This window comes from Polaribacter litoreus (assembly GCF_054584775.1).
In genome coordinates this window covers 54,656-73,446 of record NZ_JBTLRD010000004.1, presented here as the reverse complement: position 1 = coordinate 73,446, position 18,791 = coordinate 54,656, and the positions used below count along the sequence as shown (strand labels likewise).

Annotated in this window: 15 protein-coding genes; 9 read left to right on the top strand and 6 right to left on the bottom strand. The window is 33.0% G+C overall.

Translation table 11 applies throughout. The features are described from left to right. Positions 1-4: 4 nt before the first annotated feature. From ACW9UN_RS04170 to ACW9UN_RS04155, 4 genes are all read right to left on the bottom strand, one after another. Positions 5-532 (bottom strand): DUF3341 domain-containing protein, encoded by a 528-nt coding sequence (locus tag ACW9UN_RS04170; RefSeq protein WP_459484160.1) that lies wholly within the window; start codon positions 530-532, stop codon positions 5-7. Positions 533-534: 2 nt separating this feature from the next. Beyond that, positions 535-1,989: an NrfD/PsrC family molybdoenzyme membrane anchor subunit gene (nrfD, locus tag ACW9UN_RS04165; RefSeq protein WP_159949173.1), complete on the bottom strand. Its 1,455-nt coding sequence runs from the start codon at positions 1,987-1,989 to the stop codon at positions 535-537. Between the two features lie 21 nt (positions 1,990-2,010). After that, positions 2,011-5,070, bottom strand: coding sequence for a TAT-variant-translocated molybdopterin oxidoreductase (locus ACW9UN_RS04160; protein ID WP_459484156.1), 3,060 nt, complete (start codon positions 5,068-5,070; stop codon positions 2,011-2,013). A gap of 72 nt (positions 5,071-5,142) precedes the next feature. Then, entirely contained in the window at positions 5,143-6,450 is a 1,308-nt protein-coding gene (locus ACW9UN_RS04155) for a c-type cytochrome (RefSeq protein ID WP_459484154.1), read from the bottom strand. Positions 6,451-6,646: 196 nt separating this feature from the next. Here ACW9UN_RS04155 and ACW9UN_RS04150 point away from each other — a divergent pair, with 196 nt between their 5' ends. After that, complete coding sequence (locus ACW9UN_RS04150; RefSeq protein ID WP_459484153.1) at positions 6,647-7,015, top strand: SPOR domain-containing protein; 369 nt, start codon at positions 6,647-6,649, stop codon at positions 7,013-7,015. On the opposite strand, the gene recJ is transcribed toward ACW9UN_RS04150, so the two are convergent. Further along, the gene (gene recJ, locus ACW9UN_RS04145) at positions 7,016-8,701 is read right to left on the bottom strand and encodes a single-stranded-DNA-specific exonuclease RecJ (RefSeq protein ID WP_459484151.1); all 1,686 of its coding nucleotides are present in this window, start codon (positions 8,699-8,701) and stop codon (positions 7,016-7,018) included. It abuts the gene before it with no gap. Positions 8,702-8,735: 34 nt separating this feature from the next. Then, positions 8,736-9,167, bottom strand: coding sequence for an OsmC family protein (locus tag ACW9UN_RS04140; protein ID WP_459484149.1), 432 nt, complete (start codon positions 9,165-9,167; stop codon positions 8,736-8,738). Positions 9,168-9,249: 82 nt separating this feature from the next. On the opposite strand from ACW9UN_RS04140, the gene ACW9UN_RS04135 reads away from it, so the two are divergent. From ACW9UN_RS04135 to ACW9UN_RS04100, 8 genes are all read left to right on the top strand, one after another. Next, positions 9,250-11,439, top strand: a complete 2,190-nt coding sequence (locus ACW9UN_RS04135; protein WP_459484146.1) for an Ig-like domain-containing protein — start codon at positions 9,250-9,252, stop codon at positions 11,437-11,439. A 5-nt stretch (positions 11,440-11,444) separates the two neighbouring features. Beyond that, positions 11,445-12,047 (top strand): carboxymuconolactone decarboxylase family protein, encoded by a 603-nt coding sequence (locus ACW9UN_RS04130; RefSeq protein WP_459484143.1) that lies wholly within the window; start codon positions 11,445-11,447, stop codon positions 12,045-12,047. 103 nt (positions 12,048-12,150) lie between these two features. Beyond that, positions 12,151-12,687 (top strand): peptide-methionine (S)-S-oxide reductase MsrA, encoded by a 537-nt coding sequence (gene msrA / locus ACW9UN_RS04125; protein ID WP_459484142.1) that lies wholly within the window; start codon positions 12,151-12,153, stop codon positions 12,685-12,687. Continuing rightward, a complete protein-coding gene (locus ACW9UN_RS04120; RefSeq protein WP_459484140.1) occupies positions 12,684-14,240 on the top strand; it encodes a protein adenylyltransferase SelO in 1,557 nt (518 codons plus the stop codon). The genes msrA and ACW9UN_RS04120 overlap by 4 nt, the downstream gene beginning before the upstream one ends. A 62-nt stretch (positions 14,241-14,302) precedes the next feature. Further along, positions 14,303-15,271 (top strand): aldo/keto reductase, encoded by a 969-nt coding sequence (locus ACW9UN_RS04115; RefSeq protein WP_459484138.1) that lies wholly within the window; start codon positions 14,303-14,305, stop codon positions 15,269-15,271. A 267-nt stretch (positions 15,272-15,538) separates the two neighbouring features. Continuing rightward, a complete protein-coding gene (locus ACW9UN_RS04110; RefSeq protein WP_459484136.1) occupies positions 15,539-16,147 on the top strand; it encodes a hypothetical protein in 609 nt (202 codons plus the stop codon). A gap of 17 nt (positions 16,148-16,164) precedes the next feature. After that, the gene (locus tag ACW9UN_RS04105; RefSeq protein ID WP_459484135.1) at positions 16,165-16,638 is read left to right on the top strand and encodes a (2Fe-2S)-binding protein; all 474 of its coding nucleotides are present in this window, start codon (positions 16,165-16,167) and stop codon (positions 16,636-16,638) included. A 1-nt stretch (position 16,639) separates the two neighbouring features. Further along, a complete protein-coding gene (locus tag ACW9UN_RS04100) occupies positions 16,640-18,790 on the top strand; it encodes a xanthine dehydrogenase family protein molybdopterin-binding subunit (RefSeq protein WP_459484133.1) in 2,151 nt (716 codons plus the stop codon). The last annotated feature ends 1 nt before the right edge of the window (position 18,791 follow it).

The following is an 18,791-nucleotide window of genomic DNA, read 5'->3' as shown; positions in this document are numbered from 1 at the left end:
TTGATTAGTGCTTATCTACAATATTAATTTCTACAGCACCTGTTTTAGTTAACAGGGCAGTTAACTCATCTGCATTGTTATCTACAGGTATTTCCATTAAAAAATGATCATCTGTAGTTCTTGGATCTGGATTTTCTGCTTTTTTAAACGGCCAAATTCTACTTCTCATATAGAAAGTAATAACCATTAAATGGGCTGCAAAAAATACAGTTAATTCAAACATAATTGGCACGAATGCTGGCATATTTTCAGCCCAGGAAAAACTTGGCTTACCACCAATATCTTGTGGCCAATCTTGAATCATCATATAATTTGTCATCCAAATAGCAACAGACAAACCAGTAATACCATAAAAGAAAGCAGTAATAGCTAATTTTGTAGGTGCTAACCCCATAGCTTTGTCTAAACCATGTACTGGAAATGGACAAAATACTTCTTCTATGTGATGACCATCAGCTTTAACTGCCTTAACTGCATCTAATACAATCTCGTCATCATTATAAAATGCGTGAATAACTTTTGATGATTCCATAATTATTCTTTATCTTTTTTATCAGATGTACCTTCTGTTGCCACTACGTTAATAGCTGGTTTAGTTGGTATACCTTGTTCTCTTCTCTTCTTGTAAAACTCACCAGAAGATTTTAATATTGTTTTTACTTCCGCTTGCGCGATAACAGGGAATGTTCTTGCATATAATAAGAATAATACAAAGAAAAATCCTATTGTTCCTATAAAGATACCAACATCTACAAAAGTTGGCTCAAAACGCCACCAAGTTGATGGTAAATGACCTTTACTTAATACAATTGCAATAATATCGAAACGCTCGAACCACATACCAATATTGATAAATATTGAGATGATGAAAGACCATATAAAACTTCTTCTAATTTTCTTAAACCATAATAACTGAGGCGTTAATATGTTAAAGAATAATAATGAGTAAAATGCCCATGCATAAGGTCCTGTTGCAGCACCTACAGATAAATATGTGTAGTTTTCATAAGGAGAACCTGTATACCAAGCTATAAAAAACTCAGTTGCATAGGCCACAGCTACAATACCACCTGTTAAGATGATTACAATATTCATATATTCTACGTGTAAACGTGTAATATACTCTTCCATATTCGTTACCTTTCTCATGATACCTAATAAGGTTTGTACCATTGCAAATCCTGAAAAAATTGCTCCTGCTACGAAATAAGGTGGAAAAATAGTTGAGTGCCATCCTGGGTTAATAGATGTAGCAAAGTCCATAGATACAATTGTGTGTACAGAAAGTACTAATGGAGTTGCTAAACCTGCAAGTACCAAAGATACTTCTTCGAAACGTTGCCAATCTTTAGCTCTACCAGACCAACCAAAACTTAATAATGCATATATTTTCTTTTGGAAAGGTTTTACTGCTCTATCACGAATCATTGCAAAATCTGGTAATAAACCTGTCCACCAGAAAACTAACGATACAGATAAATAAGTAGAGATTGCAAATACATCCCATAATAAAGGCGAGTTAAAGTTTACCCACAAAGATCCAAACTGGTTAGGAATTGGTAATACCCAATATCCATTCCAAGGACGTCCCATGTGAATAATTGGGAACAACCCTGCTTGAAAAACGGCAAAAATTGTCATTGCTTCTGCAGAACGGTTTATGGCCATTCTCCATTTTTGACGGAATAATAAAAGTACTGCAGAGATTAATGTTCCTGCATGACCAATACCTACCCACCATACAAAATTTGTGATATCCCAAGCCCATCCAATGTTCTTGCTTAATCCCCAAACTCCAATACCTGTTCCAACTGTGTAAAAGATACATCCAAATCCCCAAAGCATTGCTGCTAAAGAAATATAAAATGCCATATACCAATTTTTATTTGCTTTACCTTCTATTGGTTTAGCAATGTCTTCGGTGATATCGTGGTAACTTTTATCACCTAATACTAAAGGTTCCCTTATGGGTGCTTCGTAATGAGACATATTTTATATCTTAATTTTAAATTACGCTTCGTTTGTATTCTTAATTTTTACTTGATAGATTACATTTGGTTTTGTTTGTAAATAATCTAGTACGTTATAAGCCCTTTTATCTTCTGCTAAAGTAGCAACTTGATCTTCTTTATTGTTTACATCTCCAAAAACTAAAGCTCCTGTAGTACATGCTGATGAACAAGCTGTTTCAAACTCATCAGTATTAACTGCTCTACCTTCTCTTTTTGCTTTTAAAATTGTTGCTTGTGTCATTTGTATACACATAGAACATTTTTCCATAACTCCTCTAGAACGAACTACAACATCTGGATTTAAAACCATTTTTCCATATTCATTATTCATATTAAAATCGAACTCGCTATTATTTGCATAATTGAACCAGTTAAATCTACGAACTCTATATGGACAGTTGTTTGCACAATATCTTGTACCTACACATCTATTGTATGCCATTTGGTTTTGTCCTTGACGACCATGTGATGTTGCTGCTACTGGACAAACAGTCTCACAAGGAGCATGATTACAGTGCTGACACATCATAGGTTGAAAAGTTACCTCAGGATTTTCTGCTTCAGTTTCCAATGCTTCATACATTTTACCTCTGCTTAATCCTAATTCTTTTGCTTCTTCTCTAGTTTCTACTTCGGAAGAATAATATCTATCAATACGCAGCCAGTGCATATCTCTACCAACTCTAACTTCATTTTTACCAACAACTGGTACATTATTTTCTGCATGACATGCAACAACACAAGCACCACAACCTGTACAAGAAGTTAAATCTATTGATAAATTAAAGTGATGACCAATTTCTCTGTTATGCTCATCCCAAATATTAATACTATTTGCTTCTACTTCATTATGATCGTAAGAAACATAGGCTGGTTTATTCCATCCATGATGATGATCTTTAGGATCTACAGTTTTGTAATCCTTTAAAGAAGCAACTTTTAAAATATCATGACGACCAGCAATTGTTTTTTGCACTTGAGTACAAGCAAATTGATGAGTGCCTGATACTTTTTCTATTGCAACATTGTATTGAATGTTATTACCATCTTTATATAAAGGATAAGCATTAACACCAACTTGCATTTCTTCTTTTAAACCAAAAGTTTTACCATAACCTAAAGCTAAACCTACAGAACCTTTGGCTTGCCCTGGTTGAATCATAACTGGAACAGTAACCTCTTTACCATTGACGCTTACTTTAGCATAATCTCCATCAATGGCTCCATTGTCTTTTACAGGATTCTCGAAACCTAATTCTTTAGCATCTGCTATAGAAAGAGTTAAATAGTTATCCCAAGAAGCTCTTGTAATTGGATCAGGGAATTCTTGTAACCAAGGATTGTTCGCTTGTTTACCATCACCTAAACCAGTTTTAGTGTATAAATTTAATTCAAAACCTGAGGCTTTTTTTGCCGAACTTGCTAATTGACTGGCAGTATCTGCAACTGAGACTGAGCTTTCGAAAACGTCCTCTTCAACTAATTCAGTTGTAAAAAATCCATTATGCAAAGCTGTATTCCAAGAAGAGCCTCCTAAAACATTTTCAGCAGCGTAAGTTTTTAAATAATCGTAATATTTTACAGAACTACCAGACCATTTTAATAACGTATCTTGAATTTGACGTGTATTAAATAAAGGCTGAATAGTTGGTTGCATTAAACCATAAGTAACAGCATTGAACTGTGTATCTCCCCAAGATTCTAAGAAATGTGGAGCAGGTAATGCATAATTAGAAGCATCTGCAGTAGCGTTGTTTTCTGTTGATAATGCAACTGATAATTCTAACTTCTTTAATCCTTCAGAAAAGTCTGATGAATTTGGCAATGTATATACTGGATCTACGTTATAAGAAATTAATCCTGAAACTTTACCAGCTTTCATATCTGCAACTAATTGAGCAACTTCTGCATCATTGCCCTGACGTATATTGATTGTATTTGAAGTATCAAATATTTCACTCTCTAAAGCTTCATTAATTGCAAAAGCAACCAATTGCGCATTTTTATCATTTAATCCTGTTAAAACAACTGCTTTAGAACCCGATTTTTTTAATTCTGACGCCATCTTTTTTACTTCAGCATCAACTGGCGTTGATTTAGAAGAAACTGTATTACCAGTAATAGCACTATATAAATTTAACAAGGCAAAAACTTGATCGGAAGGTTTTACAACCACTCTTTTATCAGAATTTGCACCAGTTAAAGACATATTGCTTTCAAACTGAACATGGTAAGACATATGACCCGTTTCCGGCTTTCTACCTGCGATGTATGCCTTTTCAAATCCACCGTGAAAATCACCTAAAAAGTCTGCACCGAAAGAAACAATGGTTTTTGCTTTGTCTAAATGATAATTAGGCAAAGTTCGTTTACCATACATTGCTAACATTGCATCTGCAGCACCAGATTCTGAAACCGCATCATATACTACATGCCTTGTATTTGGGTAAGTTGCTATAAAATCTTCGATAATTTTATCAACTGATGGGCTTGCCATTGTTCCAGTCAATAAGACTACTGGTTTATTTGCTTCTTTTAATGCTTTTAATTTAGATCCTATTTGAGCATCAGCATCATCCCAAGAAATTTCTTCACTGCCTTTTTTTGGTTTTTTTAACCTTAATTTTTCATCATACAAAGAAAGTATAGCCGCTTGAACTCTTGCAGTTGTAGTACCGTTTGCATCTTTATTTGGCATTATTTGTATTGGACGACCCTCTCTAGTTTTTACTAAAACATTTGCAAAATCGTAACCATCTGCCATTGAAGTAGCGTACCAATCTGCTACGCCTGCAATGATATCGTTTGGTTTTACAACGTAAGGAATCGACTTTCTAACAGGACCCTCACAGGCCGCTAAAGAAGCTGCAGCAGTGGTAAAGCCAACATATTTTAAGAAATCTCTACGCGATGTAGATGTTTTTTCTAATGTTTCTTTATCACCTAAAAAATCGTCTGTTGGAATCTCTTCTACAAATTCATTTTTACTTAGCGTTTCAACAATAGAACTATCTTTAAGTTCCTCAACACTTTTCCAGTATTTTTTGTTTGAAGCCATTTACTTTTTTGTTATTAGTTGTTAGTTATTTGCTTTAAATTACTTTAAAACCAAACTATCTTTCTTCTTAAATTAATAGTGGCACTTACCACACTCTAATCCACCTAATTGAGCGATAGTAACTTTTTCCACATTGTACTTTTTCGCCAACTCGTCGTGAATTTTCTTATAATACTCGTTACCTTTTAAATCTACATTGGTTTCTCTATGACAGTTGATACACCAACCCATTGTTAGCGGAGAAAACTGTCTCATTTCATCATACTCTTCTACAGGTCCATGACATTTTTGACATTTGATACCACCCACTACCCTGTGTTGAGAGTGATTAAAGTAAACGAAATCTGGCAAATTATGTATTCTTATCCATTTAATTGGCTTCTCTTCACCCGTATATTCTAACGCATCAGGATCCCAACCAGCTGCCTCATATACTTTAGCTATTTCTTTATCCAATTCTGCTTTACCATAAGTAACACCATTCCACTCAACCTGTGTACCTTCAGCAACTTCTGCTATATTTTTATGACAATTCATACAAACATTTACAGATGGAATTCCTGAATGCTTACTATGCTTCGCAGAGGAGTGGCAATATTGACATTCGATTTTATTTTCACCAGAATGAATTTTATGAGAAAATGCAATTGGCTGTAAAGGCATATAACCCTCATTAACACCAACCTTAAATAAAATTCCAAATGCTACATAAGCACCCATCAATAAGATAAAAATTGTTGTTAACACTTGTAAGAAAGTATTTTTCTTTAAACCAACCCAAAGTTCAGATAAATCCTGTCTTAAGTTAGCCCCAGCACCTGGCTGACTATTACCTTTTAATTCATTTACTTGTTTCAGCAAACTAGCTATCATTAAAAAAGCAACAACTATTGCAGCTGCTAACAAATAAATAATCCACTCAGGCGCATTACCAGAATTACCCCCACCAACATCAGCACTTGCAGCATCAGCTGCCACCTGCTTTACTGGATCACCAACAGTTGTGTAATATAAAATATCATCAATCTGCTGATCATCTAGCTGAGGAAAAGCTGACATCACAGAACCATTGTACTCTTCAAAAATAGCGATAGCATCCGCATCACCTGAAGCACGTAATTCTGCATTATTTTTAATCCAAGCTTTTAGCCAATCGTTTTCTCTACGCTCTTCTACACCACCTAAAGCTGGCCCAACCAATTTTCTATCTAATTTGTGACAAGAAGCACATTGAGATTTGAAAAGTTTTCTACCTGCTTTTTGACGCGCCTCATCTACATCTTGTGCGTAAGACGATAAATTAAATGCAAAAAACAGAATAATGGTAAAGCTCTTAAGAAGCGCTTTGATTAGTTTACTGTGCAATGCTACACTTTTCATATTAACAAACTATTTTTAGTATTGTGTATAAAATAGCTCAAAAAAACGTTTTTTGAACGGTTGAACAAAAGTAGTACATATTGCTAAATTTTGAAAAAGGAAAAGAATCTTAAATATTAATTTATATCAATTCTAAATAGTGTAATTGACTCAATATAATTTAACTAAAGTCGTTATTTTTGTGAAAATTTTTTTTATGAAAAATATCATTTTTTTTAGTTTTTTATTTGTTATACTGTTTATGAATTCCATAATGACTAATGCTCAGAATAATACGAAAACTAGTCCTCAAATTAAGTCGCTAATCGCGAAAAAAAGAGCTTTTAATGAATCTTACGGATATGGCTACAGAGTGCAGATCTATTATGGAAGCGAAACAGAAGCAAAAACGATATTAAAAAAGTTTCAACTTGATTTTCCTGAGGTTTATACCAAACTTGATTATGATAAACCAGATTGGAAAGTTCATGTAGGTAATTATAAAACAAAGTTAGAAGCAGATAAAGCGTTACTTACATTTTCTGAAGAATTTTCTGGACTCATTGTTGTGCCTTTAGGAAAGTAACTATTGTAAATCTTTAAGAACCAATTGAATAGATTTAAAACCATTCCATTCGTTTTCATCTAAATTATAAACAATATCAAAATCGTTTTGAACAACGTTGATTTTATCCCCTAAATTAAAACCTATTGCTCCGAATGTTTTTTGGGTATTTCCTTGAAAAAGATTTAATTTTAAGTGGGTTTGTTCTTTGCCTACTTTTTTACCAAAACCATTATCTCTAACGCCAGTTGACTTAAAAACTGGCTTCATGTTTTGTGGTCCGAAAGGAGCCATCTGCTGAATAATTCTAAAAAACTTAGGAGTAATTTCTGACAACTCGAGTTCAGTATCAATTGAAATTTCTGGAACTAGCAGCTCTTTATCAATTGTTTTAGATACTACTTCCTCAAATTTGTTTTTAAATTTCGTGTAATTTTCTGGTAATATAGTTAAACCTGCTGCATATTTATGACCACCAAACTGTTCTATAAACTCTGCACACTCTTGCAAAGCGTTATAAACATCAAAACCTTTTACAGAACGTGCAGATGCTGCTAATGTATTGCCACTTTTAGTAAATACTAAGGTTGGCCTGTAATAGGTTTCTGTTAGTCTTGATGCTACAATTCCTATAACTCCTTTATGCCACTTTTCATCCAAAACAACTGTTGTAAAGCCACTTTCCTCTTGATTATCAGTAATTTGAATTAATGCTTCGTTTGTTATTTTTTTATCTAAATCTTTACGATCTGCATTAAATATTTCAATGGCAGCTGCAAAATCTATAGCGGCTTCAAGATCCATTTCTGTTAATAATTCTACAGCATAGTTGCCATGTTTCATTCTACCTGCTGCATTGATTCTTGGAGCAATAATAAAAACAACATCCGTAATATTAAGCTCTTTTTTATTGATTTGATGAATTATAGCTTTAATTCCGTTTCTTGGTTTTTGGTTGATTACTTGCAAACCAAAATAAGTTAAAACTCTATTCTCATCAACCATAGGCACAATATCAGCAGCAATTGCAGTTGCTACTAAATCTAAATAAGGTATAAGATCATGAATGGTTTGATTGCGTTTTTTACCCAAAGCTTGAATCAACTTGAAACCAACTCCACAACCACAAAGCTCATCAAAAGGATATGTACAATCGTTTCGCTTTGGATTTAAAACAGCAACAGCATCCGGAATTTTATCGCCTGGTTTATGATGGTCACAGATAATAAAATCGATATCTTTTTTTTGAGCATAGGCAACTTTATCGATAGCTTTAATTCCACAATCTAAAGCAATGATTAGTGTAAAATCATTATCATCTGCAAAATCAATTCCTGCATAAGAAATCCCATATCCTTCTTTATATCTATCAGGAATATACGTTGCAATATGAGGTTTAATGTTTTTTAAATACGAGTACACTAAAGAAACTGCTGTAGTGCCATCTACATCATAATCACCATAAATTAAAATGTTTTCTTTATTGTTTAGTGCTTTCTCAATTCTATTAACAGCAACATCCATATCCTTCATTAAAAAGGGATTGTAGACATTTTTTAAACTTGGTCGAAAAAAGCTTTTGGCTTGCTCAAACGTTTCTACATTACGTTGGCACAATATTGTAGCAATGTTTGTATCTACCTGTAAATCATTCGCTAACTTTTCTACTTTTCTTTTATCTGGTTTGGGTTTTAAGGTCCATCTCATAGCTATTTAATGGTGCTTATAGTTTTTTTTTGATTTATTGCTCTAAAGTATGCAAGTGGATTTCTATATCAACATCTGCAAATTGACGAAACATTTCCATAACTCCACAATATTTGGTTACTGATAAATTTACTGCTTTTTGTATCTTTTTGGGCTGTAATTCAGCATCAGTAAAATGATAATCTACTTTTACTTTTTTGTAAAATTTTGGATGTTCCTCTGTTAATTCTGCAGTAACTTCAATTTTAAAATTGGCAACTTCTGCTTGCATTTTTTTTAACAGACTTACCACATCTAAACCAGAACAACCTGCTAAAGAAGACAGCATAAGAGCTTTAGGCCTAAATCCTTCTCCCTTACCTCCATTTTCTTCTCCTGCATCCATAAATAAATTCAAACCACTTGGGTTGTCAGATTCAAACTGCATATTTTCTTTCCAAACTGTAGAAACGACATTTTTAACCATATTTTATATTTTTTTTAATAATGATATCTTAACTTGTGCTTTGTTACAAATGTAAGAAATCATAAAGAAGATACGGATTAAAATGAATAAATCTATTGCACTTAAAATTATATTATTCGGTTTTCTTTTTTTAATAATTACCTCAAAATCATATACTCAGGCAGATGAACCTCCAGCTATAACTGCTGTAGGTAGACAAGCTTTTTGCATAGGTAGCCCCATTAATATTGTTACCGATTTTACGATTACGGATCCTGATGACAACAGTATTGCCGCTTTTTATATACAGATTTCTACTGGATACCAAGCTAACTTTGATTATTTAGAATTAACAGGAAATTATCCTTTTATAAAATCTTCTTGGAATGCTTCTGAAGGAAAATTGACATTAACTTCTGTTTTTAATGGAGGAGAAATTCCACTTGATGATTTAGAAAATGCAGTAAAAGATGTTGTTTTTACAACTTCTGCAAATAATATAACAATTGACAAAACATTTTCTTTAAGTATTGGTGATGCGAATTATTTACCGTCTACAGACCATTTTTACGAATTTATTGATATACAAAACATCACTTGGAGTGATGCAAAAGTTGCAGCGGAAAATAGAACTTATTTTGGCAGAAAAGGATATTTAGCAACATTAACCAGCCAAGAAGAAGCAGATTTTGCTGGAAAACAAGCTGCAGGTGCTGGTTGGATAGGAGGTAGTGATGCAGAAACTGAAGGTGAATGGAAATGGGTAACAGGACCTGAGGCTGGCACTGTATTTTGGAATGGAGAGGTAAATGGAACCACACCAAATGGTGGTTTTGCCTTTTGGAATGATAATGAACCTAACGATTTTATAGAAAATGATCCTGCTGGTGAAGATTATGCACACATCACAGATCCTTCAATTGGAATTCGTGGAGCTTGGAATGATCTACCAAATCAGGGAGGAACAGAATTATACATTCCAAAAGGATACATTGTAGAATATGGAATTCCAAGTGACCCTCCACTAAATATTGTTGCTAGTACAAGTATTTATATTCCTCAAATTACCTCAACAAAAAATGCAGTTATTTGTGAAACTGAATCTGCGACTATTACAGCCATACCTAGTGAAGGAGAAATTTTATGGCACGATAATCCTAATCCAGGAACCCAACCAGAACTAGCTAGAGGAAATAGTTTTACAGTAAATAATGTTACAGAAACTACTGTTTATTATGCAACAATAACTGTAAATGGTTGCATTACTTTACCAAGAACACCAGTAACAATTACCGTGATTAAAAAACCCAAAATACTAACTACCACAAGCGATTTAATTTGCTCTGGAAGTGCTTCTTTAAGTGCACAAGCCTCTAATGGTCAAGTATATTGGTACGAATCACAAACAAGCAATACACCTGTTTTTATTGGAAATAATTTTATAACACCAACTTTATCTGAGACTACGAGTTATTTTGTTGAAGCGAATAATTCTAGCTGTAATGCTTCAGTAAGAACAGAAGTTATTGCCGAGGTTAATAATACAACACCAACATTTAACCTATTAAAAAATACAATTGTTTTATGTACAAATATTGGAAATGTTGCTATAGAAACTACCAATGCTGAAGGAAATTATAATTATATATGGAAAAAAGAAGGTGAACTTTTACCCGACAATTCAGCAAGTATAAATGTAAACTCAACTGGCAATTATACTGTTAGCGCTATATCAGAAGCTGGTTGTGAATCTACAGAAAGAAGCATCGTAGTTATAAACTCAGAAAAGGCAACCATAAATACAGCTGATGTAATTATTACTGACGATTCTGACAATAATTCCATTAAAATAAAAACAGTAAATTTAGGAAGTGGTAATTACGAATTTGCTATTGATGATGAGTTTGGCGACTATCAAAAAGATCCCTTCTTTGATAATTTATCAACAGGAATTCATACATTATTTATTAAAGATATTGGTGGATGTGGTGTTGAAAGCTTTGCATTTTCTATGTTAGGCTATCCAAAGTTTTTTACCCCTGATCATAATGGAGCACATAGTGTCTGGAATATTAAGGGGTTCAATCCATTATTTTTTACTTCATCAGATATTTCAATATATAACAGATTTGGAAAATTAATTTATAAAATTGACAAAACCAGTCAAGGTTGGGATGGCAGTTACCAAGGTAAAAAACTACCTTCTAATACCTATTGGTTTAGCGCTACATTAATAGATATTAATGGATTATCTATCAAAAAAACAGGAAATTTTAGTTTAATAAGAAAATAAAAAATATGGCATTAGTAGAACCTCTAGAAGCAGAACACGATTTGGAAACCAAAAAATTGGCAGAGTTTTTTAATGAAACTCTTGGTTTTTGTCCTAATTCTGTTTTAACCATGCAAAGAAGACCAGCTATTTCTAAGGCATTTATCAATTTAAATAAAGCAGTTATGGCTAATGAAGGTAGAGTTACTTCTGCATTAAAAAGAATGATTGCCTGGGTTTCCAGTAACGCAACTGGATGTAGATATTGCCAAGCACACGCTATTAGAGCTGCAGAACGTTATGGAGCAGAACAAGAGCAATTAAATAATATCTGGGAATATAAAACACACCCTGCTTTTTCTGATGCAGAACGAGCTGCTCTAGATTTTTCTTTGGCAGCTTCTATGATACCTAATGCTGTAAATGCAGAAATAAAAAAAGAACTTTACAAATACTGGAATGAGGGGGAAATTGTAGAAATGCTGGGGGTAATTTCTCTATTTGGTTATTTAAATAGATGGAATGATTCTATGGGAACTAACTTAGAAGAAGATGCTATTGATAGCGGAAATCTATATTTAGCAAAACACGGTTTTGAAGTTGGTAAACATAATGGATCGCAATATTAAAAAGTATAAATAATAGTTAATAGCAATATGTATTTGCTATACATTAAATGTAATCTAACAAAGATTATCACGACTTTAGATATTAAAATATATCTACTATAAAATGAGTAAAAATTTACAAACAACCACAATAGGAGGAGGCTGTTTTTGGTGCACAGAAGCTGTTTTTCAAGAAGTTAAAGGTATTAAAAAAGTAGTTTCTGGCTATGCAGGAGGTAATGTTCCAGGAAAACCAACCTATAGAGAAATCACATCTGGTTTAACAGGCCATGCAGAAGTAATTCAAATTACTTTTGATGCCAGCATCATTTCGTTTGAAGAAATTTTAGTGATTTTTATGACAACTCACGATCCTACAACATTAAACAGACAAGGTGCAGATAGAGGAACACAATATCGTTCCGTAATTTTTTATCATAATGAACATCAAAAACAAATTTCTGAAGAATTTTTAAAGCAAATTCAACCTTATTTTGATGATAAAATTGTTACCGAAATTAGTCCATTGCCAATTTTCTATGTGGCTGAACAAGAACATCAAAATTATTATAGAGAAAATACACAACAAGGTTATTGTAGCTATGTAATTGAGCCTAAACTAGCTAAATTAAGAAAATTACACGCTGATAAATTAGTATGATACTAAACATCAAAAATACATTTACAACAGAATTACCTGCAGATTCAAATCTTGAAAACTCAAGAAGACAAGTTACAGGTGCTGTTTTCTCGTATGTAAATCCAAAAACAACCAAAGCTCCAAAAGTTATTCATACATCACCAGAAATGGCCACTGAATTAGGCATTTTAGCAGAAGATTTACAATCAGAATTCTTCAGAGATATTGTTACAGGTAACAACGTATATCCTAATACAAAACCTTATGCCATGTGTTATGGAGGTCATCAGTTTGGCAATTGGGCAGGACAATTAGGTGATGGAAGAGCCATCAACTTATTTGAAATTGAACACAATTCTAAAAACTGGAAAGTACAATTAAAAGGCGCAGGCGAAACTCCATATTCTAGAACTGCAGATGGGTTGGCTGTTCTACGCTCATCTATTAGAGAATATCTATGTGCTGAAGCCATGTTTCATTTGGGTGTGCCAACCACAAGATCTTTATCCTTAAGTTTATCTGGTGATGATGTTTTGCGTGATATTTTGTATAATGGAAATCCTGCTTACGAAAAAGGTGCCATTGTTTCTCGTGTTTCTCCTTCTTTTTTACGATTTGGTAATTTCGAAATTTTTGCGGCACGAAAAGATATCAAAAATTTAAAAAACTTAACAGATTATTGTATCAAGCATCATTTCAGTTATTTAGGAAAACCATCAAAAGAAACTTACATCCAATTTTTTAAAGCAGTTTCAGAACGCACTTTAGACATGATTATACATTGGCAAAGAGTGGGTTTTGTGCACGGAGTTATGAACACAGACAACATGTCTATTTTAGGCTTAACTATAGATTATGGACCTTATGGATGGCTAGAAGGTTTCGATTTTGGCTGGACACCAAATACAACAGACAAACAAAACAAACGCTACAGATATGGAAATCAACCTAATATTGGGCTTTGGAATTTATATCAGCTCGCAAATGCGTTGTATCCTTTAATTGGCGAAGCAAAACCTTTAGAAAACGTTTTAAATCAATACAAAGTAGATTTTGAGACAAAATCTTTAGCAATGATGAAAAATAAATTGGGTTTATTTGCTGAAGATAAAGACGATTTAAACTTAATTCAAACCTTAGAAGACAATTTACAACTAGTAGAAACAGACATGACTATTTTCTTTCGATTATTGAGTGATTTTTCTGATGTAAAAACTAGTTTTCTTTTGATAGAACATGCTTTTTACAATTTAAAAAACCTTTCTGATGAAGTAAAAATAAGATGGATTAATTGGTTTGAATTTTATGAAAATAGATTAAAAAAAGAATTAATCTCTTCCGAAGAAAGAAAGCAAAAAATGGATGCTGTAAACCCAAAGTACGTGCTTAGAAATTATATGGCACAATTGGCTATTGATGCAGCAGATGAAGGTGATTATTCTTTAATTGATGAACTTTATCAACTTTTAAAAAAACCATATGCAGAGCAGCCTGAACATAAAAAATGGTTTGCAAAACGTCCTGAATGGGCAAGACATAAAGTGGGTTGCTCTATGTTATCTTGTAGTTCTTAAAAAATAAATCAGTTTGTCATTTCGACCTTGTGGAGAAATCTTCAATAGTTAAAAGCTTAAAAATGACATTTAAAAAAAATAAAAATATGAAAATAGGCTTAGGAACAGCAGCTTTAGGAAGACCGCAATACATCAATATTCGTGTAAAAAATTCTGATAATTCTGATTTGGAAACCTTTAAAAAAGAAAGTTTTCAAGTTTTAGAAGATGCATACAATTCTGGAGTTCGTTATTTTGATACTGCTCCTGGATATGGTTTGGCAGAAGAATTGGTGTTGGAATGGCTGCAAACAAAAAATAACTCTTCTATTAAAGTTGCCACAAAATGGGGATATACTTACACCGCAAACTTTGATCCGAATGCAAAAATTCACGAAGTTAAAGAACATAGTTTAGCGAAACTAAAGGAACAATGGCAATTCTCTAAACAACTTTTGCCTTATTTAAAAGTATACCAAATTCATTCTGCCACTTTAGAAACCGGAGTTTTAGAAAACAAAGCTGTTTTGGAGCAGTTAGCTGTTTTAAAAAAAGAGCACAATTTAAAAATTGGCATTACAACTTCGGGTGTAAATCAGGTAGAAGTAATCAAAAAAGCATTAGAGGTTATCGTTGACAATTCTCCTTTATTCGATGTTTTTCAAATTACTTATAACTTTTTAGAGCAAAGTTTGCTTACCATTACTGATGAATTAATACATAAAAACAAAACCATAGTTATTAAAGAGTCATTAGCAAATGGCCGAATTTTTAGAAACTCAGGCTACCCTCATTACAATAAAATGTATTCATTTTTAGAACAATTAGCAACAACATACAATGTTGGCGTAGATGCAATTGCTCTAAAATATTGTTTACAAACTATTCCTGAAAGCACAGTGTTAAGCGGAGCAAGTAGCAGCAAGCAATTAGAAGAAAATTTAAAAGCAACATCTTTTTTATTGACAAAAGATGAAATTGAACAACTAAAATCGTACAGGGTTACTTCAGATTTTTATTGGAAAGAAAGAAAACAATTACAATGGAATTGATAAAAACAGTTTTAGTGGTTGTTAATAAACATTATCTTAAAACCGTTTTTAAAGCATTCGTTAATGTTGATAAAGTTGAGTAAACCTACTTGCATCCACAGTAAAAAAAGTACATTTTCTAAAGTTATAATGAAGTATTTTAATGAAATTAAAATTGATTTTTTCTGTCTCTAAATTATCTTAAATCATTATTTTCATAAGCTAAAAATAATATTCGTATCCTTTTTTTACAAGAAATTATAGTAACTTTAGCTAAATTAAAGTGATATGAGAAAATTAAACTATGTTATTCCTTTTCTGCTGTTAGGCGGAATTCTATTAGCTTCTAACTATTCAAAATCATCTTCAACATATGTTTCTTTGGATAAAAAAGCGATAAATGCAACAAAAAATAAAGCTAATTTTAATAAAATAATGGATGTTTTAATGCACCCAAGATGTATGAATTGTCATCCAAGTGACAATATTCCTAAACAAGGAATTGACAGTCATCCTCATTATTTTGGGATGGAAGGTGGCACAAAGGACCAAGGTTTTGAAGCTACAAAATGTACAACTTGTCATCAAACAGAAAACAATAATTATTCAGGAGTTCCTGGAGCTCCACATTGGGGTTTGGCTCCACAAACTATGGCTTGGAAAGGTTTAACTAGAAAAGAAATTGCAGCAGTAATTTTAGACAAAACAAAAAACGGAGGAAAGGATTTAAAAGGTGTTGAAAAACATTTAACAGAAGATGAACTCGTTTTATGGGCATGGAATCCTGGAGTTGATGCATCAGGAAATAAAAGAGAAAAACCGCCAATTTCTGAAGAAGAATTTAAAAAAGTTGTCAAAGAATGGATTGCTGATGGAGCAATAATACCTGAAGATTAATCCTTTAAAAAACAAACATGAAAATATCATTTAAAATAAATAGTAAAGAAGTTTCTGTTGATATAGAGGATGAAAACACTCCTCTTTTATGGGTGGTTAGAGATGTATTGGATTTAAAAGGCACAAAATTTGGTTGTGGTAAAGCTGCTTGTGGAGCCTGTACTTTACATATAGATGATGTTGCTGTTCGTTCTTGCTCTTATGCTGTGAAATTTGCAGAAGGAAAAAACATAACAACAATTGAAGGCTTGGGCGATGAAAAAAATCCACATCCTGTACAACAAGCTTGGATTGAAGAAGTTGTACCTCAATGCGGCTATTGTCAACCAGGTTTTATAATGGCAACTGCTGCCTTATTAAAAGAAAATAATAAACCAACAGATGAAGATATAGATAAAAATATTATAAATATTTGCAGATGCGCAACCTATTACAGAATGCGAAAAGCAATTCACAGAGCTGCAGAATTAACTAGAAAAACTGAAATGTAAGATGAGCAAAAATATATCACGCAGAAAATTTTTAGTTAGAGGGGGTCTAGGAACTTTAGGAGTTTTAGCTGTAGGAACTTATGTTTTTAGAAACCCAATTCGCAGACAAATAATTGATTTTGCAGACTCTTTTGTTTCGCCATATTCAGGAACTGGTACAGCACCTAATTTATGGTTTGAAATCACAGAAGATAATACTGTAATTCTGCATTCACCAAAAGTAGAAATGGGTCAAGGAACGTTTACTGGTTTGGCTCAAATTGCTGCTGATGAATTAGATATTAACATTAATCAAATACAAGTTATTGCAGCATCAACAGCAAGTGGAATTGTAGATCGTTTAGGAACTGGAGGAAGCCTTTCTGTAGCTTCTCTTTGGATGCCTTTGCGTGAAATGGCTGCTACAATGCGTCAAATGATTAAAATGGAAGCATCCAAAAAACTAAATATTCCTATTGAAAATTTAGTTACAAAAGACGGAATTGTTTCTACCAATAATCAGCAAATAACCTATGCTGATGCTGTAAAAGATGTTTCTGAATGGGAAATTCCTAATACTCCAGAATTAAAGCCAATTAAAGACTATAAATTAGTTGGTAAACCTGTTGCAAGAATCGATTTAAAAACAAAAGTTTTTGGAGATTCTATTTTTGGAATGGATGCAGAAATGGAAAACATGTTACATGCAGTTGTAATTCGTCCACAACATATTGGCGCAACTTTTAAAAGTGCACATTTGGGTAAAGCCGAACAAATGCCAGGTGTTGTAAAAGTGGTACAAATGGATGATTGGGTTGGCATCATTGCTAAAACATATCCACAAGCTTTAGCCGCAAAAACAGAAATTAATGTTGAATGGAACATCCCTAAAAAATGGACAGAAAAGGATATAAGAACGCTAATTTCTGTGGGAAGTGGTGATGAGATGCTGGTTCAAAAAGAAGGAAACCATTTAGAAAATGATGATAAAGATGTAATTGAATTAGAATTTAAAAGTCCTTTAGGTGCTCATGCACAAATGGAACCAAATGGAGCTGTTGCTTCTTATAAAAATGGTAAAGTTACCGTAATTTTATCCACTCAAGTCATTGGTATTACTCAAAATCAAATTGCAAAAGCGTTAGATATTGATAAGAAAAACATCAACATTATCCCTACATATTTGGGTGGTGGTTTTGGTAGAAGGTTAAATACAAGTCACGCAATACAAGCAGTTCAAATGTCGAAAGCAGTTGGGCAACCTGTAAAATACTTTTTCACTAGAAAAGAAGAATTTCAAAACGATATGTTTCGTCCACCAACACATCATATCATGAAAGGAAAATTAAATAAAGAAGGTTTAATTGCCAATTTAGAACATCATTTTGCAAGCGGTAATGTTGCTATTGATTCCGTTTTATTACCAGACATTGCCAACAAAGTTTTAGGAGCCGATTTTGGTGCAATACGTGGTGGAAGTATTCATTATTCTGGAATTGAAAATATTCGTGCTATTCAATGGCATAAAACGTTACCTTTTGCTACAAGTTGGTGGCGTAGTTTAGGTTTGTTAGCCAATACTTTTGCGATTGAAAGTTTTGTGGATGAGTTGGCTTTAAAAGCAAATAAAAACCCAATTGAATTGCGTTTAGCACAAATTACAGATAATGAAGAAGGCATTCGTTTAAAAAATGTCATCAAAAAAGCACAAAAAGCATCTAATTATTCTGATGAAGTTACTCATGGAAAAGCTATGGGTTTTGCTTGTTCTACAGATACAGGAACTCCTTGTGCACAAGTAGTTGAAGTTTCAATAATAAACAACGAAATAAAAGTTCACAAAGTAACTTGTGTTATGGATTGTGGAATTGCAGTAAATCCAGATCAAGTAAAAGCACAATGTGAAGGTGCAATGATTATGGCAATGAGTGCTGCTATGCATGAAAAAATGTATATAGATGATGGTCAATTGCAACCCACCATTTTCGGGCCTTACGAAATGGCCATGATAAAACATGCTCCTAAAGAAATTGATGTTTTTTTAGTACAAGGAGTTGATAAACCTTTACCAGTTGGTGAACCTCCTTTAGGGCCAATTGCAGCTGCTATTGGTAATGCTGTAAGACGATTAACAGGAAAACGATTAACAGAAATGCCATTAAAACTCTCATAAA